The following is a 17,361-nucleotide window of genomic DNA, read 5'->3' on the forward strand; positions in this document are numbered from 1 at the left end:
ATCAGCTTCGAGTTGATAGCGGTTCGTGGGGACTGTTCACGCTTTGTACCTGTTCGAGCTTTACAACTACAGGCCGCTACGTGCTAACATCCCTGAGTAGCCACTGTTAACCATAGCGGCAACTGTTGGTCATAGAATCCCTTAAAAAAAGATTGTATCTTGAGAGCGATAATCGCATTAAGATATTGTTTTTAAAGGATTTTGTTGTGTGAGTGCCGATAATAGGAGTCGAACCTACGACCTTCGCATTACGAATGCGCTGCTCTACCAACTGAGCTATATCGGCCCTGAAAGGACATATTCACGAACGTGAATCACGGTGGACAAGGTTAAAACTAACCGGGCGATGCGTCAATGGCCTTGTGAATCAAATGGCTACTTTTGCATCACCCGGTTTTATTTACGCACGAATGGTGTAATCACCGATGCCGATCCACTTGTAAGTGGTCAGTGCTTCCAGGCCCATCGGGCCACGCGCGTGGAGTTTTTGTGTGCTTACCGCCACTTCCGCTCCCAGACCAAACTGGCCGCCGTCGGTAAAACGCGTAGAGGCGTTAACGTAAACAGCGGACGAATCCACTTCGTTAACAAAACGCTGGGCGTTGCGCATATCGCGGGTCAGGATCGCATCGGAGTGTTGCGTGCCGTGTTCACGAATATGGGCGATGGCATCGTCAAGATCGCTGACGATTTTGACGTTCAAATCTAATGACAGAAACTCATCGTCATACTCTTCGGCTTTAACCGCCACCACCTTCGCGGGGCCTGTCTGCAACTGCGCCAGCGCAGCAGCATCTGCGTGTAACGTCACGCCGCTTTCCGCCATTTGCTTGCTTAATGCGGGCAGGAAGCTATCGGCGATGTTTTTATTTACCAGCAAGGTTTCTACCGTATTACATGTGCTCGGTCGCTGAGTTTTCGCGTTGACGATCACTTTTAATGCTTCAGCGATCTCTGCGCTTTCATCAACGTAAATATGGCATACGCCTATACCACCAGTGATCACCGGGATTGTCGACTGTTCGCGGCACAGTTTATGCAAACCAGCCCCGCCGCGCGGGATCAGCATGTCGATGTATTTATCCATACGCAGCATTTCACTGACCAGCGCACGGTCAGGATTATCAATCGCCTGCACGGCACCCGCCGGTAAGCCACAGGATTTCAGGGCGTCCTGAATCACTGCCACCGTTGCCGCGTTAGTGCGACACGTTTCTTTGCCGCCGCGCAGGATCACTGCGTTACCTGTTTTCAGGCACAGCGAAGCGACATCAACCGTCACGTTCGGGCGCGCTTCATAAATCACGCCAATAACCCCCAGCGGTACGCGACGACGCTCCAGACGCAGGCCACTGTCCAGTACGCCGCCATCGATTACCCGCCCCACCGGATCGGCGAGATTGCACACCTGGCGCACATCGTCGGCAATGCCTTTCAGCCGTGCGGGCGTCAGTGCCAGACGGTCAAGCATCGCTTCGCTAAGGCCATTGGCACGCGCGTCAGCAACATCCTGGGCGTTAGCGTTGAGGATGATTTCGCTTTGTGCTTCCAGTTCATCGGCGATTTTTTCCAGCACGCGATTTTTTTCGCGGCTGGAGAGTTGCGCTAATTTATAAGAGGCTTGCTTCGCGGCAATGCCCATTTGTTCCAGCATCAGCCTGCTCCTTAACGGGTAATCATGTCATCACGGTGAACGGCAACCGGGCCGTATTCATATCCCAGTATTGCATCAATTTCTTGCGAGTGGTGTCCGGCAATACGGCGTAATGCATCGCTGTTGTAACGACTGACGCCGTGAGCGATATCGCGACCTTCGAGGTTGCAAATGCGGATGACTTCACCACGCGAGAAGTTGCCAGTCACGCTTTTAATGCCTTTCGGCAACAGGGAGCTGCCGCGTTCGAGAATGGCGGCGGTTGCCCCTTCATCTACCGTGATTTCACCCGCCGGCGGCGCACCGAAAATCCAGCGTTTGCGGTTTTCAAGCGGAGTCGCCTGGGCATGGAACAACGTACCGACGGAGATGCCTTCCATCACATCACCAATAACGCCCGGCTTGCTGCCCGCGGCAATAATGGTGTCGATACCCGCACGGCAAGCCACGTCTGCGGCCTGCAATTTGGTACTCATGCCGCCAGTTCCGAGGCCTGAAACGCTGTCACCGGCAATCGCGCGCAGTGCGTCATCAATGCCGTAAACATCTTTAATCAGTTCTGCCTGCGGATTGCTGCGCGGGTCAGCGGTATACAAACCTTTTTGATCGGTCAGCAGCAACAGTTTATCGGCACCCGCCAGAATCGCCGCCAGCGCAGAAAGGTTATCGTTATCGCCGACCTTAATCTCTGCAGTCGCGACAGCATCGTTCTCATTGATTACCGGAACGATATTGTTATCGAGCAACGCACGCATGGTGTCGCGGGCGTTCAGGAAGCGTTCACGGTCTTCCATATCAGCACGGGTCAGCAACATCTGCCCGACATGAATGCCGTAAATTGAAAACAGCTGTTCCCACAGTTGAATCAGTCGACTCTGCCCTACCGCCGCCAGCAGTTGTTTCGAGGCGATAGTCGCTGGCAGTTCCGGGTAACCCAGGTGCTCACGTCCGGCGGCGATCGCGCCCGACGTCACAATAACAATCCGATGCCCGGCGGCATGTAACTGCGCGCACTGGCGAACAAGTTCAACGATATGGGCACGGTTCAGGCGGCGCGATCCGCCTGTTAGCACACTGGTGCCGAGTTTTACCACCAGCGTCTGGCTGTCACTCATGATTCTCTGCCATTCAATTTTAGGAAAAATGATATCAAACGAACGTTTTAGCAGGACTGTCGTCGGTTGCCAACCATCTGCAAGCAAAGCATGGCGTTTTGTTGCGCGGGATCAGCAAGCGTAGCGGCAGTTGTTTACGCTTTTATTACAGATTTAATAAATTACCACATTTTAAGAATATCATTAATCTGTAATATATCTTTAACAATCTCAGGTTAAAAACTTTCCTGTTTTCAACGGGGCTCTCCCGCTGAATATTCGCGCGTTAATTAAAATCAGGAATGAAAATGAAAAAGAGCACTCTGGCATTAGTGGTGATGGGCATTGTGGCATCTGCGTCCGTAAAGGCCGCAGAAATATATAACAAAGACGGTAATAAACTGGATGTCTATGGCAAAGTTAAAGCCATGCATTATATGAGTGATAACGACAGTAAAGATGGCGACCAGAGTTATATCCGTTTTGGTTTTAAAGGCGAAACACAAATTAACGATCAACTGACGGGTTATGGTCGTTGGGAAGCAGAGTTTGCCGGTAATAAAGCGGAGAGTGATACTGCACAGCAAAAAACACGTCTCGCTTTTGCCGGGTTGAAATATAAAGATTTGGGTTCTTTCGATTATGGTCGTAACCTGGGCGCGCTGTATGACGTGGAAGCCTGGACCGATATGTTCCCGGAGTTTGGTGGCGACTCCTCCGCACAGACCGACAACTTTATGACCAAACGTGCCAGCGGTCTGGCGACGTATAGGAACACCGACTTCTTCGGCGTTATCGATGGTCTGAACTTAACCCTGCAATATCAAGGGAAAAACGAAAACCGCGACGTTAAAAAGCAAAACGGCGATGGCTTCGGCACGTCATTGACATATGACTTTGGTGGCAGCGATTTCGCCATCAGTGGAGCCTATACCAACTCTGATCGCACCAACGAGCAGAACCTGCAAAGCCGTGGTACAGGCAAGCGTGCAGAAGCATGGGCAACAGGTCTGAAATACGATGCCAATAATATTTATCTGGCAACTTTCTATTCTGAAACACGCAAAATGACGCCAATAACTGGCGGCTTTGCCAATAAGACACAGAACTTTGAAGCGGTCGCCCAATACCAGTTTGACTTTGGTCTGCGTCCGTCGCTGGGTTATGTCTTATCGAAAGGGAAAGATATTGAAGGAATCGGTGATGAAGATCTGGTCAATTATATCGATGTTGGTGCTACGTATTATTTCAACAAAAATATGTCGGCATTTGTTGATTATAAAATAAACCAACTGGATAGCGATAATAAGCTGAACATCAATAATGATGATATTGTCGCGGTTGGCATGACCTATCAGTTTTAATGGATATTGCCGGATGTGATGCATCCGGCACATTTCACTCACGCCGTTAACTTCACCGGTTCATCACGAAAATCATCCGCCGGTTCCAGCTTCAGATTCAGCGTCGCCAGCAGCTCACGCAGCTTCTCATGAAACTCACGCAGGGTGTGCTCCAGTCGTTCAACCACTTCAGTGTCTTTTACCGGAACACTCGTCCAGTCGCCTGCTTTATCGAACAGACCAAACTGGTAACTGTAGGTAAAACGGGATTCCTGCGCTTCCAGTTCCATCCACCAGCCCCAGAACTCACGCACTTCCGGTGCCGGTTTCACGTTGACGCATACAGCCAGACAATCGAAAAAGAATCGATTATCTTCGCACTTACCTTCACGAATATACGGGCCTAGTGCGGTAAATTTTTTGATCAATCTGCTCTTCGGGTGTCCACTCGGTAACGTCATTGCAATCTCCTGTTGTGATGCAACTGTTTTACCAAATTGGTAAAATTTAGCAAATTTTTAACACAATCGTTTTTCGATCCAGTCGGTGATTTCCTGAAGACCTTTGTCAAAATTCCGATACACCGGGTTAAATGGGATCTCTAACAATTTACCGTCAGCAGATGATGAGGTGATTAAGCGTGAGTCCTCTTCCGGGCTGAACGGATCGTTCTTCCAGTAGCCTGATAACATTGGCGTTGGGCAGCGACGTCCCAGCAATCCTTGCACTTTTAATGAATAGCGATTCAGCTCCACGCGCAACGCTTCGTCGGAAGCATCATGCATCCCCAAACGGCTCGCCAGAACGTCAAGATACATTTCCGGCACCTGTTGCTGGCACTTAAAATCACTCAACAGGGTATGAACTACCGGACCAAGACAGGCAACCGCTTTCAGACGCGGCGATTCAAGGTATGCCAGACGCACGGCAACGTTAGCGCCGAAACGGAAACCAAAGGCCGCGACGCGAGTGTGATCTACCCACGGTACGTTAGGCAGCGCCTTTAAGACGTGCTGATGCAACAGGCTGGAGTCCTGGGTGAGCTTCCATTTTGAAGAAAAGCCCACCGACGGCATATCAATAGTCAGCATCGCAATGCCGCGCGGCGCAAAATAACGTTCATACAGGCTGTAATAGTCCGTCTGCATCGCATCCAGACCACCACACATTAATACTGTCGGGAACGGGCCATCACCTTTCGGCATATGCAAAAAGCCGGTGATGGGCGCACCGCCGGGTACGGTAAACTCCATCTGCCGCATCGTGCCCGGCAGACGCTGAGCGGCCTCTTCATAGGCGCGGTTTGACAAAGCCTGCGCTTGCTCGGCCAGGTCATCTCCTTTCAGATGAGGATAGGCAGCAATGTTGTACAACGTAGCCGCATGCAGCCAGTGTCGACCGCTGAGTTGCGGATCTTCTTCCGCACAGGCTTTTTGTTGCCACACCATCGCCTGGGTAGCCCACTCATAAATCCAGTTGCCGCCGCGGTAGCCAATCACCGTATCGTATAAATCATCGTCGGTACGTTCGGCATCGCTCATCACAATACGCGCCTGGACGTCGAGGATTTCACGTGGGTCAATGCCGCGCCAGATCCACATCAGACGGTTAATCATGCGATACCAGTGAGGGATGGTTTTACCATCAAGGGCCGACTGCACAGGCGGTTGTGCGCCGTGATTAAAGCGGCGGACTAGCGTCGAGGTTTCAGGATGTTTAAAGCGGGGTTTGAACAGGGTTTCGCTCAGGTTTGCCTGTGTCATGGATGCAGCCTCCAGAATACTTACTGGAAACTATTGTAACCCGCCTGAAGTTAAAAAGAACAACGCCCGGCAGTGCCAGGCGTTGAAAAGATTAGCGACCGGAGATTGGCGGGACGAATACGACGCCCATATCCCACGGCTGTTCAATCCAGGTATCTTGCGGGATATCAACAACATAGTCATCAACCAGCGGACGACCAGCCGGTTTTGCGAAGATGGTGACAAAGTGCGCTTTTGGATACATTTCACGAATCGCAACCGCAGTACCACCGGTATCCACCAGGTCATCAATAACGATGAAGCCTTCGCCATCGCCTTCTGCGCGTTTCAGCACTTTAAGCTCGCGCTGGTTGTCGTGATCGTAGCTGGAAATACAAACGGTATCGACATGACGAATACCCAGTTCACGCGCCAGTAACGCACCCGGTACCAGACCGCCACGGCTTACGGCAATAATGCCTTTCCATTGTTCAGAAGGCATCAGTCGGCTTGCGAGTTTACGTGCATGGATCTGCAACATGTCCCAGGTGACGATGTATTTTTCGCTCATGTGAAGTGTCCCAGCCTGTTTATCTACGGCTTAAAAAGTGTTCGAGGGGAAAATAGGTTGCGCGAGATTATAGAGATCTGGCGCACTAAAAACCAGTATTTCACATGAGTCCGCGTCTTTTTACGCACTGCCTCTCCCTGACGCGGGATAAAGTGGTATTCTCAAACATATCTCGCAAGCCTGTCTTGTGTTGACAACATTTTCTGCTAACCCTGTGACCTGCAATACTGTTTTGCGGGTGATCGACAAGGAGACTTAACGTGTCTGAACTGTCTCAATTATCTCCACAGCCGCTGTGGGATATTTTTGCCAAAATCTGTTCTATTCCTCACCCGTCCTATCATGAAGAGCAACTCGCTGAATACATTGTTGGTTGGGCAAAAGAGAAAGGTTTCCATGTCGAACGCGATCAGGTAGGTAATATCCTGATTCGTAAACCTGCTACCGCAGGTATGGAAAATCGTAAACCGGTCGTCTTGCAGGCCCACCTCGATATGGTGCCGCAGAAAAATAACGACACCGTGCATGACTTCACTAAAGATCCTATCCAGCCTTATATTGATGGCGAATGGGTTAAAGCGCGCGGCACCACGCTGGGTGCGGATAACGGCATTGGTATGGCCTCTGCACTGGCGGTTCTGGCTGACGAAAACGTGGTTCACGGCCCGCTGGAAGTGCTGCTGACCATGACCGAAGAAGCCGGTATGGACGGTGCTTTTGGCTTACAGAGCAACTGGTTGCAGGCTGATATTCTGATTAACACCGACTCCGAAGAAGAAGGTGAAATCTACATGGGTTGTGCGGGGGGTATCGACTTCACCTCCAACCTGCATTTAGATCGTGAAGCGGTTCCAGCTGGTTTTGAAACCTTCAAGTTAACCTTAAAAGGTCTGAAAGGCGGTCACTCCGGCGGTGAAATCCACGTTGGCCTGGGTAATGCCAACAAACTGCTGGTGCGCTTCCTGGCGGGTCATGCGGAAGAGCTGGACCTGCGCCTTATCGATTTCAACGGTGGCACACTGCGTAACGCCATCCCGCGTGAAGCCTTTGCGACGATTGCTGTCGCAGCTGATAAAGTCGACGCACTGAAATCTCTGGTGAATACCTATCAGGAGATCCTGAAAAACGAGCTGGCAGAGAAAGAGAAAAATCTGGCATTGCTGCTGGACTCTGTTGCGAACGATAAAGCTGCCCTGATTGCGAAATCTCGCGATACCTTTATTCGTCTGCTGAACGCCACCCCGAACGGTGTGATCCGCAACTCCGACGTGGCAAAAGGCGTGGTCGAAACCTCCCTGAACGTCGGTGTGGTGACCATGACTGACAATAACGTAGAAATTCACTGCCTGATCCGTTCTCTGATCGACAGCGGTAAAGACTACGTGGTGAGCATGCTGGATTCTCTGGGTAAACTGGCTGGCGCGAAAACCGAAGCGAAAGGCGCATATCCTGGCTGGCAGCCGGACGCTAATTCTCCGGTGATGCATCTGGTACGTGAAACCTATCAGCGTCTGTTCAACAAGACGCCGAACATCCAGATTATCCACGCGGGCCTGGAATGTGGTCTGTTCAAAAAACCGTATCCGGAAATGGACATGGTTTCTATCGGGCCAACCATTACCGGTCCACACTCTCCGGATGAGCAGGTTCATATCGAAAGCGTTGGTCATTACTGGACACTGCTGACTGAACTGCTGAAAGAAATTCCGGCGAAGTAATAACGATAACGTCCACGCCTGCGGGCGTGGACTTCTGTTTGAAGCCAATGGCTATCTATATCGAAATAACAAAACATTATGAAACTCATGAAAAGGTCGCATATTTATATAGCTGCGACCATATTTCATGGGGGGAGTTTCTGATCACCAAAGAAAGTTTTGCGCTGGAATCCGTGAAAGAACTTAAGGGTGAAAAGCAGAATTTTTATATGTTCAGAGCCTGGGGCAAAGTCAGGAAAACATACTTAGCCACGGGAGAATTTCCCCAGGAAACATGTTACGCCGCTTAAAGTCAGAATTATTTTTTCATGCATTTACCATTTTGGCATTACGCCTGTACCACATGGCAATGGCGGCAACCACTAATGCCAGTTCAAGTAAAAACGACCAGTGTAATAAAAAATTGAGCCACCACGGATGATGTACCGCCGTAATATGAAAGAGTGCAAAGGGTTGGTTAACGAAAGGCATCAACCACCAGATATCACCGACCAGCGTATCGAGTAATAAATGCACGATACCATTCAGGCAAAACACCACGCCCAACCACGCCGGAAGTTTATTCTTCGCAATTGCGGCCCAAACTAATGTCGCCGCCAGCAGAGCAAACCATAATAATGGCCAATGAGACGGGTAAAGATGATGATGGCGTTGCCCGTTATCAACCAGATAGCACCAGAAAAGATCAAAATCGGGCGCAATGGCCCCAACTAAGCCAATAACCATCGCCCAGCGCGCATGACGAGCAATCAGTGGCAAGCGTTTCACTAAAGTACAAGTTATTAAATAACCAGCCGGAAGATGACCGATAAACATGACGATTCCTTTCGTTTTGCCCGCCGCTTTCATATAGAAAACGGCGGGAGACATTCCTCAATTACACAGCAACAAAAGCCATCCCTGTAAATGTCCGTCGCGGGTTGCCACGTTCAATCTGGTGATGGAACATTCGCCGCTGCGATTTCAGCACCGCGCTATTTTCCTGTTGCTGTTGTTCCAGCTTCCATGCAATCAGCAATCGCGCCAGCCGCTTGTTAGCATGCTGACTACGCTCTGACTGAACCTTCACGCTAATTCCGGTAGCCAAATGCGTGGCGCGTACCGCCGAGTCGGTTTTATTGACATGTTGACCGCCCGGCCCCGACGAACGCAGCGTCTCATAACGGATCGCGTCGGATTGCTCCTGCTCATCAGCGGTAAAACGCCCAATGCCCAGAAACCAGTTTTTGCGCCTATGATGAGGCCGATACGGACTCGGACAAATCCACTGAATAGTGCCGCACCAACTTTCGCTTAATGCCCATGCGTTATCGCCATCCAGAGAAACCAGCGCTGAACGCAGCGTGTCAGAGTAGCGGCCCGTTTCTGTTTCCAGCACCGTTACCGCGACGTCTTGTCGGGTAGCTTCTTTAATCAGCCTGTCCAGCGCCTTTTTCACTGCCAGGCAACATTCTTCCGGCCCCTGAGCTGAGGAGAGTTGTAGCAAGATCATCCTTTTTTCCCTCCACTGTTTTTGAGCGTTAGCACCGGACGCAGTCGCGCGACAGGAATAATTAACCCAGCCTGCACCAGACATTGCACCACGCTTTCAGCCGATTTATAAGCTTGTGGCGCTTCTTCAAAGATGAGTTGTTTATCGCGACAAATTACCCGGCTGCCAAGTTCAGTACGTGAGAGCTGCGTCGCTGTGTATTTCGCTGCCAGACGCCCTTTACACTCAGTACGTCCCCATTTGCGCCCTGCCCCATGCGCCAGCGAGTGGAGCGTTTTTTCGTTCGCAACAGGTTTAACCAGCCAGGAGTAATCGCCGCGTGAACCGGGAATAATCACCAGACCGTTGTCATCCGGCGTGGCGCCTTTACGATGCAACCAGCCCTGTTGATCGCCGATTTGGCACGCGCTAACAAAGTTATGCGCCACATCCAGAACCGGACTTCCGGTGGCCTTAACTTGTTGCATTATGCGCAAAGCGATCAGCTGGCGATTAATACGCGCAAACGCCAGCGCATCATCATGTTCCACAATATAACTTAGCGCGTCGTCACTGCCTTCAGGCAAACCATGATGCGAAAACGAGGCAATATGCCGCTGTAAAATAGACTGGCCCAAACCCCGCGAGCCGCTATGAACCAGCAGTTGCAGATGCTGCGCATCCAGACCTGTCAGTGCAAACAGTTCAGCGTCGATAATTTGATCAACTTGTTGCAGTTCTGCGAAGTGGTTTCCGCCACCGATGGAACCCAGCGAGCTGCGCCACGGATGCTGTGCTAACGCTGACGGCAGGTTTTCCTCCAGCCAGCTTTCTTCAGCAACGTCATCCAGCGCAGATAATCGCTTTTCAAACTTATCGGCGTTGTATTTGCGCGCGAAAATATCTGTTTGCCATAGCGCCATACCGCAGCCGATATCATTGCCGACCAGTGCCGGGTAAAAACGGCCTACGGAGAAGAACGCTGCGCCAATCGGATAGCCGCGTCCGGGGTGTAAATCTGGCATCCCTACTACGCGTTGCATGTCGGGTAAATTTGCCGTGGTGTGTAATTGTTGGATCGCTAAACTCTCGATCCACAGGTCATCAGATGCGATGGTAAATACCGCATCGGATAAGGGACGAATATATTTGCCCATGTACCATTCCATTTATGAATAAAAATCAGGAAATGGCAGACGAATCCAGGGCAAGAAAAAAAGAATTAATCCTGGAAAGGTCTGCAAAGAGTCATTGATAAAGGATTTGTCATGATTTACCTCCTTGCAGTTTGTGGAATAAGAAAACGCGCACATACTAGGCGGGCGTTATTTTCTTTGCAAGCTGGATTTAATGTTGCGGTTTATATCGCATATAAAAATTAGTAAACCACGCTCCCCGGCATTCAACGCGCTGCTGCTTAACTGTCTGAAAACCATAACGTTCAAAAAAGGGTTTTGCGGTTATGCTGGCATCTACCGTTAGTTCGGATTCAGACTTAATCAAAGGTTTTAACAAAGCGCTGGCAACCCCACGGCGGGTGTATTCAGGGTCAACAAATAACATATCGATATAGTGTTCAACGCAGGTAATAAAGCCGACCAGTTTTGCATTAATGACTGCAACCCGCACTTGTGATTTCGCGAGTTTCTCCTTCCAGCGAGATTCGTCAATCTGCGCCCAGGCGGCAATTTGTTGTGGTGAATAATGCTGACTGGCGGTCATCGTAACCGCTCTAAGGAAAATAGCGCATAGTTGCTGAAAATCGCCAGGCTGATAGTTTCTTATTTGTATGTTATTCATAATCCCAGCACCAGTTGTCTTTCCATTTGAGGGTCAAGTAACGTCACATGCAGCCCCACCAGACGCACACCGCGCCCGCCACGGCGTTCATTCCAGGTTTTACGCGCGGTGGCGATTAAGTCAGCTTTATTCAGCCGCGGCCAGACGTGCTCCTGAGTGGTTTGCTGAAAATCATCAAACTTTAATTTCACCCCCTGGCGAGCAATCAGTAAATCAGGTTTTACCTTTGCCAGACGGCGTTCAAGTTCAGGATACAGCCGCTCAATAATCGCTTCACATTCAGACCAGTGATGAATATCTTCCGCCATCGTGCGTTCCACGCCGACGGATTTTCGCAACCGTTCGCTGTTAACGTCGCGCTCGTCAATCCCCTGACTACGCTCCCACAAAATGCGTCCAAATTTGCCAAAACGTTTGAGCAGAGTCACCAGATCACACTTTTGCACATCACCGCAGGTCCGCAGCCCCATCGCTTCCAGTTTTGCCGCCGAGACTTTGCCGACGCCGGGAATTTTTGCCAGCGGTAAGGTTTGCAGAAATGCCGGAACTTCTGCCGGCGTAATCACAAACTGACCGTTGGGTTTATTCATGTCGGAAGCAATTTTGGCGAGAAACTTTACCGGCGCAACGCCCGCAGATGCCGTCAGTTGCAGCTCGTTAAAGATCGTCTGGCGGATTTCCTGGGCGATGAGGGTCGCGGAGCCGTGGCAATGCACACTATCGGTGACGTCGAGATAGGCTTCATCCAGTGATAACGGTTCAATGCGCGAGGTATAGCGCGAGAAAATTTCGCGGATATGATTTGAGGCTTCTTTGTAGGCGTCAAAGCGCCCTGGAAGCAGCGTGAGATGTGGGCATAATTTGAGCGCCATCCCTGTCGGCATAGCGCTGCGTACGCCAAATTTACGCGCGGGATAATTGGCGGTGCTGATCACCCCCCGACGTTCGCGGCTGCCGCCAATAGCAATAGGGATATCGCGCAGGGCAGGATTGTCGCGCATCTCCACCGCTGCGAAAAAGCAGTCCATATCCACATGAATGATTTTACGCATTGCTCACCTCTCAACACTGGTAAAGTATACAGTGATTTCAGGGCTTGAGAAATGCGTAAAGATTCAGCATTTAACGCGTTCGCTGTGAAAGCACCTGCTGCTTATCCAGCTTTTGCACCAGCGGCTGCACCACTTTATCCCCATGCTGACCAAAGTATTGATACAGCGTATCGGACGCGCTTTTAGTCAGCACCATAATCTCAATGCGCCGGTTGCCCGCGCTTTGCGGATTTTTCGCGTCCAGCAGCATCTGGTCCGCCATTGCGCTCACCTGCATCACTTTATCTTCCGGCATTCCTGCCTCTTCCAGCACCCGACGAGCCGAAAGCGCGCGGTCACCCGAAAGGTTCCAGTTGTTGTAGATATTGTTTTTGTAGGCCATCGCATCGGTATGCCCGGTAATAATAATTTTGTTATCGAGCGAGTCGAACACTGGCGCGAGCTCCACCAGCAGCGTTTTAAAGAACGGCATAATCTGCGCGCTGCCACGTTCGAACATATTGCGATTCTGGTCGTCTTTAATCAGCACGCGTAATCCCTGCGGGACAATCTCCATCTCCAGATTCGCTTCCATATGCGCATCACGGGCAATGGTGTTGATACTGGTTGCCAGCTCACCAAGCTCGGTGGCGGATTTCTTCTTCAGCAGCGCCGTTTTCTCGTTGACGTCGCGCGCTTTTTTCTCCGTTTCTTCCGGCACCGCCACGGTGGCAGGTTTTGACGGATGAGACGGGCTGATTTTATTTAACGGCGACAGCCCACCACCGTTAAAAATCGACTGCCCGTGCAGCGCGGCGATAATGCTTTCACGCTCGGATTTACTGACGCTGTTGACAATCAACTTTATCGTCGTCACCAAAGGGGCCGAGCGTATTTCCGAGGTTTCTGCCCGCTTTACCCTGGACGCGATGCCCGGCAAGCAGATGGCGATTGACGCCGATCTTAACGCCGGGTTGATCAATCAGGCGCAGGCGCAGACCCGGCGTAAAGATGTTGCCAGCGAGGCCGATTTCTACGGCGCGATGGACGGGGCATCGAAGTTTGTGCGCGGGGATGCCATCGCCGGGATGATGATTCTGGCGATCAACCTGATCGGCGGCGTCTGTATCGGGATCTTCAAATACAACCTGAGCGCCGACGCCGCCTTCCAGCAGTATGTGCTGATGACCATCGGCGACGGGCTGGTGGCGCAGATCCCTTCCCTGCTGCTCTCCACCGCGGCGGCGATTATCGTCACCCGCGTCAGCGACAACGGCGATATCGCCCATGACGTGCGCCACCAGCTGCTGGCAAGCCCGTCGGTGCTCTACACCGCCACCGGGATCATGTTTGTGCTGGCGGTGGTGCCGGGGATGCCGCATCTGCCATTTTTGCTGTTCAGCGCCCTGCTTGGCTTTACCGGCTGGCGGATGAGCAAACGCCCGCAGGCGGCGGAGGCGGAAGAGAAAAGCCTCGAAACACTGACCCGCACCATCACCGAAACCAGCGAGCAACAGGTCAGTTGGGAAACCATTCCGCTGATCGAGCCTATCAGCTTAAGTCTCGGCTACAAGCTGGTGGCGCTGGTGGACAAAGCGCAGGGGAACCCGCTCACCCAGCGGATTCGCGGCGTGCGGCAGGTGATATCCGACGGCAACGGCGTGCTGCTACCGGAGATCCGCATTCGGGAAAACTTCCGCCTCAAGCCCAGCCAGTACGCCATTTTCATCAACGGCATTAAGGCTGATGAAGCGGATATTCCGGCGGATAAACTGATGGCCCTGCCCTCCAGTGAAACCTACGGTGAGATTGACGGCGTGCTGGGGAACGACCCGGCGTATGGGATGCCGGTCACCTGGATCCAGCCCGCGCAGAAGGCGAAGGCGCTGAATATGGGGTATCAGGTGATCGACAGCGCCAGCGTAATTGCCACACATGTGAATAAGATTGTGCGCAGCTATATTCCTGACCTCTTTAACTATGACGATATTACGCAGTTGCATAACCGCCTGTCGTCGATGGCACCGCGCCTGGCGGAGGATTTGAGCGCGGCGCTCAATTACAGTCAGTTGCTGAAAGTGTACCGGGCGCTGCTGACCGAAGGCGTTTCCCTGCGCGATATCGTCACCATCGCCACCGTGCTGGTTGCCAGTAGCGCGGTGACCAAAGATCATATTCTGCTGGCGGCTGATGTGCGCCTGGCGCTGCGGCGCAGCATTACCCATCCGTTCGTTCGCAAACAGGAGCTGACGGTGTATACGCTGAATAATGAGCTGGAAAATCTGCTGACCAACGTAGTGAATCAGGCGCAACAGGGCGGCAAAGTGATGCTCGACAGCGTGCCGGTGGACCCGAATATGCTTAACCAGTTCCAGAACACGATGCCGCAGGTGAAGGAGCAGATGAAAGCGGCGGGGAAAGACCCTGTGCTGCTGGTGCCTCCGCAGTTGCGCCCTTTGCTGGCGCGCTACGCAAGGTTGTTTGCGCCGGGGCTGCATGTGCTGTCGTATAACGAAGTGCCGGACGAGCTGGAGTTGAAGATTATGGGGGCGTTGATGTAGGTATCCGGCATCTGCGCACAACCGCCGGATGCGGCGTGAACGCCTTATCCGGCCTACCGTTCAGGCACGATTCGTAGGCTAAGCGTAAGCGCATCCGGCATCGGCGCGCAATTATACAATGATACGCTCCCCGGCACTAAAATCCGTTACGTCCCCCGCCCAATCGATGGGATATAACCCCTTCGCGACATCGCGATGAAACGTTGAGAATGGCCAATCACTCACTTGCTTTACCCAGCCATGTTTTACTGGATTTATATAAATATAATCAACATGATGGCGATAGTCTTTGGTATTGCGGATGGCGTGCTCCCAAAAACGCGGTTGCCAGATATTTTGCAATCCACAAGCATGGGTGAACTGTTTTTTAATCTCCCGCCAGCGAGAGGAAAAATCATCATCGCTTTCGGGTAATGTCCAGATACAGTGCATATGCTCCGGCAAAACTACCCAGGCGTTAATTTCAAAAGGTCTGGCTCGCTTAACGTTAATAATGACTTTACGGAGCATCTGGAACTGAGCGGTCAGAAGATGGCTTCGACGATTTCGTAGGTTAACCGTGAAAAACCAGGTTCCCCCTTTGATGTAATAACGACGATATTCAGACATGGCGACTCCTTTTTCTCAACGGTAAGAAGAAAAGGAAAGGTCGGCAATGAGGTGATGGAATAACGGGAAAGCGGCTCGCATAAACGCACAGATTTGTAGGCATGATAAGACGCGCCAGCGTCGCATCAGGCATCGGTGCACAATTGCCGAATCCGGCGTGAACGCCCTCTCCGTCCTACAAAATCGTCTCTTCCGTCAAAATCCGCCGCGCGCCTAAAAAATGATCCTGCCAGAAAGGTTCAGCTAACCGGCTTATCCGAATGGTTTCGCCGGTACGTGGTGACTCGATAAACTGACCGTCTCCCAGATACACCCCCATATGATCGGCTATCTCGCGGCTGTGAATATGGAAAAACAGCAAATCTCCCCGGCGCAGGTCGTTGTTCGCCACAATCGTTGCCCGATGGTAGTGATACATCTCATTGGCTGTGCGCGGGAGCTTCGCCTCAAGGATCTTGTTGTAGGCATAAAAAACCAACCCGCTACAGTCGAAGCCTTTATCGGGCCGCGTGCCGCCCCAGACATAAGGCTTGCCAAGCTGCTGCTCCAGGCGGTGAATCGCCACTTCGGTGATGTTATGCAGGTGATCGCTGCTTAAAAAGTGGTTGTTTTCCGCCAGCGCCTGCCAGCGTCTGTCACTCGCCTTGAGCGGCGCAGGAAACCATTCTGGATGCTGTTTTATCTGCTCCCGGTTGTGCTGGCGTAGCGCCCTTCTGCTTTCGGCATTGCCTTCCACAATATAGCTGGCCTGTTTTTTCAGATGGGTTTGGTACTGTTTTAATAAACGCGCACGGTTTTGCATCCGCTGGCGGGCGGCGTAGCTGAAAGAGATATGTGATGTGGTGGCGCTGGCAAATGAAGAAAACGGCAAGCAAAGCAACAGTAATCCCGACAACACAAAAGAGGGAATCGACGGCAAAGACATTCTCAATAATGGCTGGTCATGCATTGATGTTGCAGTGTATCCCGGCCCGTACCTGAACAAACTTAATAAACCATTATTATAAAATTAATAAATATATTTCAGTTAATTATGTAAAAACATCCGTTTATTAAATTACTCATGGATTGTCGCTGTTGCTCATTTGAGCTACAATTCAAGCTGAATAAATATACAGCACAGGAGATATCCCAATGGCTGCTAACGCGTTTGTTCGCGCCCGAATCGATGAAGATCTGAAGAATCAGGCGGCGGACGTACTGGCCGGGATGGGGCTGACCATCTCTGACCTGGTTCGCATAACCCTCACAAAGGTCGCGCGTGAAAAGGCATTGCCGTTTGATTTACGCGAGCCTAATCAATTAACTATTCAATCAATCAAAAACAGCGAAGCTGGCGTTGGTATTCATAAGGCCAAAGACGCCGATGATTTATTTGATAAATTAGGAATTTAAATATGATTCAAAGGGATATTGAATACTCGGGACAATTTTCAAAGGATGTAAAACTTGCACAAAAGCGTCATAAGGATATGAATAAATTGAAATATCTTATGACGCTCTTATCAATAATACTTTACTGCTTCCAGCTGTTTATAAAGACCACCCGCTGCAAGGTTCATGGAAAGGTTATCGCGATGCTCATGTCGAACCGGACTGGATCCTGATTTACAAACTTACCGATAAACTTTTACGATTTGAGAGAACTGGAACTCACGCGGCGCTATTTGGGTAAAGCCCGCTGCCGATGAAATTTGTAAACCCTGCGCCGACAGGCTTGCGTAAAACTCTTTTGGTGATAATGTGAGCCTTCCAAATCCAGACTAT

17 protein-coding genes, 1 tRNA gene and 2 pseudogenes are annotated in these 17,361 nt (G+C 51.2%); 6 read left to right on the forward strand and 14 right to left on the reverse strand.

Annotated features, from left to right (window positions below; genetic code table 11):
• Positions 1–213: 213 nt before the first annotated feature.
• The 3 genes from ACJHYW_RS16070 to proB form a co-directional block, all read right to left on the reverse strand.
• Positions 214–286, reverse strand: a tRNA-Thr gene (locus ACJHYW_RS16070).
• A 114-nt stretch (positions 287–400) separates the two neighbouring features.
• Positions 401–1,654 (reverse strand): glutamate-5-semialdehyde dehydrogenase, encoded by a 1,254-nt coding sequence (gene proA / locus ACJHYW_RS16075; protein ID WP_000893289.1) that lies wholly within the window; start codon positions 1,652–1,654, stop codon positions 401–403.
• Positions 1,655–1,665: 11 nt separating this feature from the next.
• On the reverse strand, positions 1,666–2,769 hold the full coding sequence (proB, locus tag ACJHYW_RS16080) for a glutamate 5-kinase (protein WP_022645229.1): 1,104 nt from the start codon (positions 2,767–2,769) through the stop codon (positions 1,666–1,668).
• Positions 2,770–3,056: 287 nt separating this feature from the next.
• On the opposite strand from proB, the gene phoE reads away from it, so the two are divergent.
• Positions 3,057–4,112, forward strand: coding sequence for a phosphoporin PhoE (gene phoE / locus ACJHYW_RS16085; RefSeq protein ID WP_022645228.1), 1,056 nt, complete (start codon positions 3,057–3,059; stop codon positions 4,110–4,112).
• Positions 4,113–4,150: 38 nt separating this feature from the next.
• Here phoE and crl read toward each other — a convergent pair whose 3' ends face one another.
• The 3 genes from crl to gpt all read right to left on the reverse strand — a co-directional run bounded on the left by crl (position 4,151) and on the right by gpt (position 6,404).
• Entirely contained in the window at positions 4,151–4,552 is a 402-nt protein-coding gene (gene crl / locus ACJHYW_RS16090) for a sigma factor-binding protein Crl (protein WP_000174682.1), read from the reverse strand.
• 57 nt (positions 4,553–4,609) lie between these two features.
• Positions 4,610–5,854 carry an esterase FrsA gene (gene frsA, locus ACJHYW_RS16095; protein WP_000189541.1) on the reverse strand — a complete coding sequence of 415 codons (1,245 nt, stop codon included), beginning with the start codon at positions 5,852–5,854 and terminating at the stop codon, positions 4,610–4,612.
• Positions 5,855–5,945: 91 nt separating this feature from the next.
• Complete coding sequence (gene gpt, locus ACJHYW_RS16100) at positions 5,946–6,404, reverse strand: xanthine phosphoribosyltransferase (RefSeq protein ID WP_001291990.1); 459 nt, start codon at positions 6,402–6,404, stop codon at positions 5,946–5,948.
• 260 nt (positions 6,405–6,664) lie between these two features.
• On the opposite strand from gpt, the gene pepD reads away from it, so the two are divergent.
• Entirely contained in the window at positions 6,665–8,122 is a 1,458-nt protein-coding gene (gene pepD / locus ACJHYW_RS16105) for a cytosol nonspecific dipeptidase (protein WP_001293009.1), read from the forward strand.
• Between the two features lie 47 nt (positions 8,123–8,169).
• Positions 8,170–8,412, forward strand: a complete 243-nt coding sequence (locus ACJHYW_RS16110) for a hypothetical protein (RefSeq protein WP_001029361.1) — start codon at positions 8,170–8,172, stop codon at positions 8,410–8,412.
• 16 nt (positions 8,413–8,428) lie between these two features.
• Here the strand turns inward: ACJHYW_RS16110 and ACJHYW_RS16115 are convergent, their stop codons facing one another.
• The 6 genes from ACJHYW_RS16115 to lafU form a co-directional block, all read right to left on the reverse strand.
• A complete protein-coding gene (locus ACJHYW_RS16115) occupies positions 8,429–8,938 on the reverse strand; it encodes a metal-dependent hydrolase (RefSeq protein ID WP_001361775.1) in 510 nt (169 codons plus the stop codon).
• Positions 8,939–8,999: 61 nt separating this feature from the next.
• Positions 9,000–9,614, reverse strand: coding sequence for a peptide chain release factor H (gene prfH / locus ACJHYW_RS16120; RefSeq protein WP_000602130.1), 615 nt, complete (start codon positions 9,612–9,614; stop codon positions 9,000–9,002).
• A complete protein-coding gene (locus ACJHYW_RS16125) occupies positions 9,611–10,750 on the reverse strand; it encodes an RNA ligase RtcB family protein (RefSeq protein ID WP_000521546.1) in 1,140 nt (379 codons plus the stop codon). The genes prfH and ACJHYW_RS16125 overlap by 4 nt, the downstream gene beginning before the upstream one ends.
• 190 nt (positions 10,751–10,940) lie before the next feature.
• A complete protein-coding gene (locus ACJHYW_RS16130; protein WP_001059893.1) occupies positions 10,941–11,393 on the reverse strand; it encodes a GNAT family N-acetyltransferase in 453 nt (150 codons plus the stop codon).
• Positions 11,390–12,445 carry a DNA polymerase IV gene (dinB, locus tag ACJHYW_RS16135; RefSeq protein WP_001226167.1) on the reverse strand — a complete coding sequence of 352 codons (1,056 nt, stop codon included), beginning with the start codon at positions 12,443–12,445 and terminating at the stop codon, positions 11,390–11,392. The genes ACJHYW_RS16130 and dinB overlap by 4 nt, the downstream gene beginning before the upstream one ends.
• A 70-nt stretch (positions 12,446–12,515) precedes the next feature.
• Complete coding sequence (lafU, locus tag ACJHYW_RS16140; protein ID WP_072275300.1) at positions 12,516–13,301, reverse strand: putative lateral flagellar export/assembly protein LafU; 786 nt, start codon at positions 13,299–13,301, stop codon at positions 12,516–12,518.
• Between lafU and ACJHYW_RS16145 the strand changes: the two are divergent.
• Positions 13,267–14,985, forward strand: a pseudogene (locus ACJHYW_RS16145) (flagellar biosynthesis protein FlhA); the annotation flags it as partial. The gene lafU and the pseudogene ACJHYW_RS16145 overlap by 35 nt on opposite strands.
• Before the next feature lie 111 nt (positions 14,986–15,096).
• On the opposite strand, the gene ACJHYW_RS16150 reads toward ACJHYW_RS16145, so the two are convergent.
• The gene (locus tag ACJHYW_RS16150) at positions 15,097–15,594 is read right to left on the reverse strand and encodes an REP-associated tyrosine transposase (protein WP_000006244.1); all 498 of its coding nucleotides are present in this window, start codon (positions 15,592–15,594) and stop codon (positions 15,097–15,099) included.
• Between the two features lie 175 nt (positions 15,595–15,769).
• The gene (locus ACJHYW_RS16155) at positions 15,770–16,519 is read right to left on the reverse strand and encodes a C40 family peptidase (protein WP_010349174.1); all 750 of its coding nucleotides are present in this window, start codon (positions 16,517–16,519) and stop codon (positions 15,770–15,772) included.
• 209 nt (positions 16,520–16,728) lie between these two features.
• Here ACJHYW_RS16155 and dinJ point away from each other — a divergent pair, with 209 nt between their 5' ends.
• Both dinJ and yafQ read left to right on the forward strand, forming a co-directional pair.
• Positions 16,729–16,989 carry a type II toxin-antitoxin system antitoxin DinJ gene (dinJ, locus tag ACJHYW_RS16160; RefSeq protein ID WP_000729708.1) on the forward strand — a complete coding sequence of 87 codons (261 nt, stop codon included), beginning with the start codon at positions 16,729–16,731 and terminating at the stop codon, positions 16,987–16,989.
• 2 nt (positions 16,990–16,991) lie between these two features.
• Positions 16,992–17,269, forward strand: a pseudogene (gene yafQ / locus ACJHYW_RS16165) (type II toxin-antitoxin system mRNA interferase toxin YafQ).
• Positions 17,270–17,361 lie beyond the last annotated feature (92 nt).

This window comes from Escherichia sp. WS3063, from assembly GCF_046486595.1.
GTDB classification, from domain to species: domain Bacteria; phylum Pseudomonadota; class Gammaproteobacteria; order Enterobacterales; family Enterobacteriaceae; genus Escherichia; species Escherichia coli.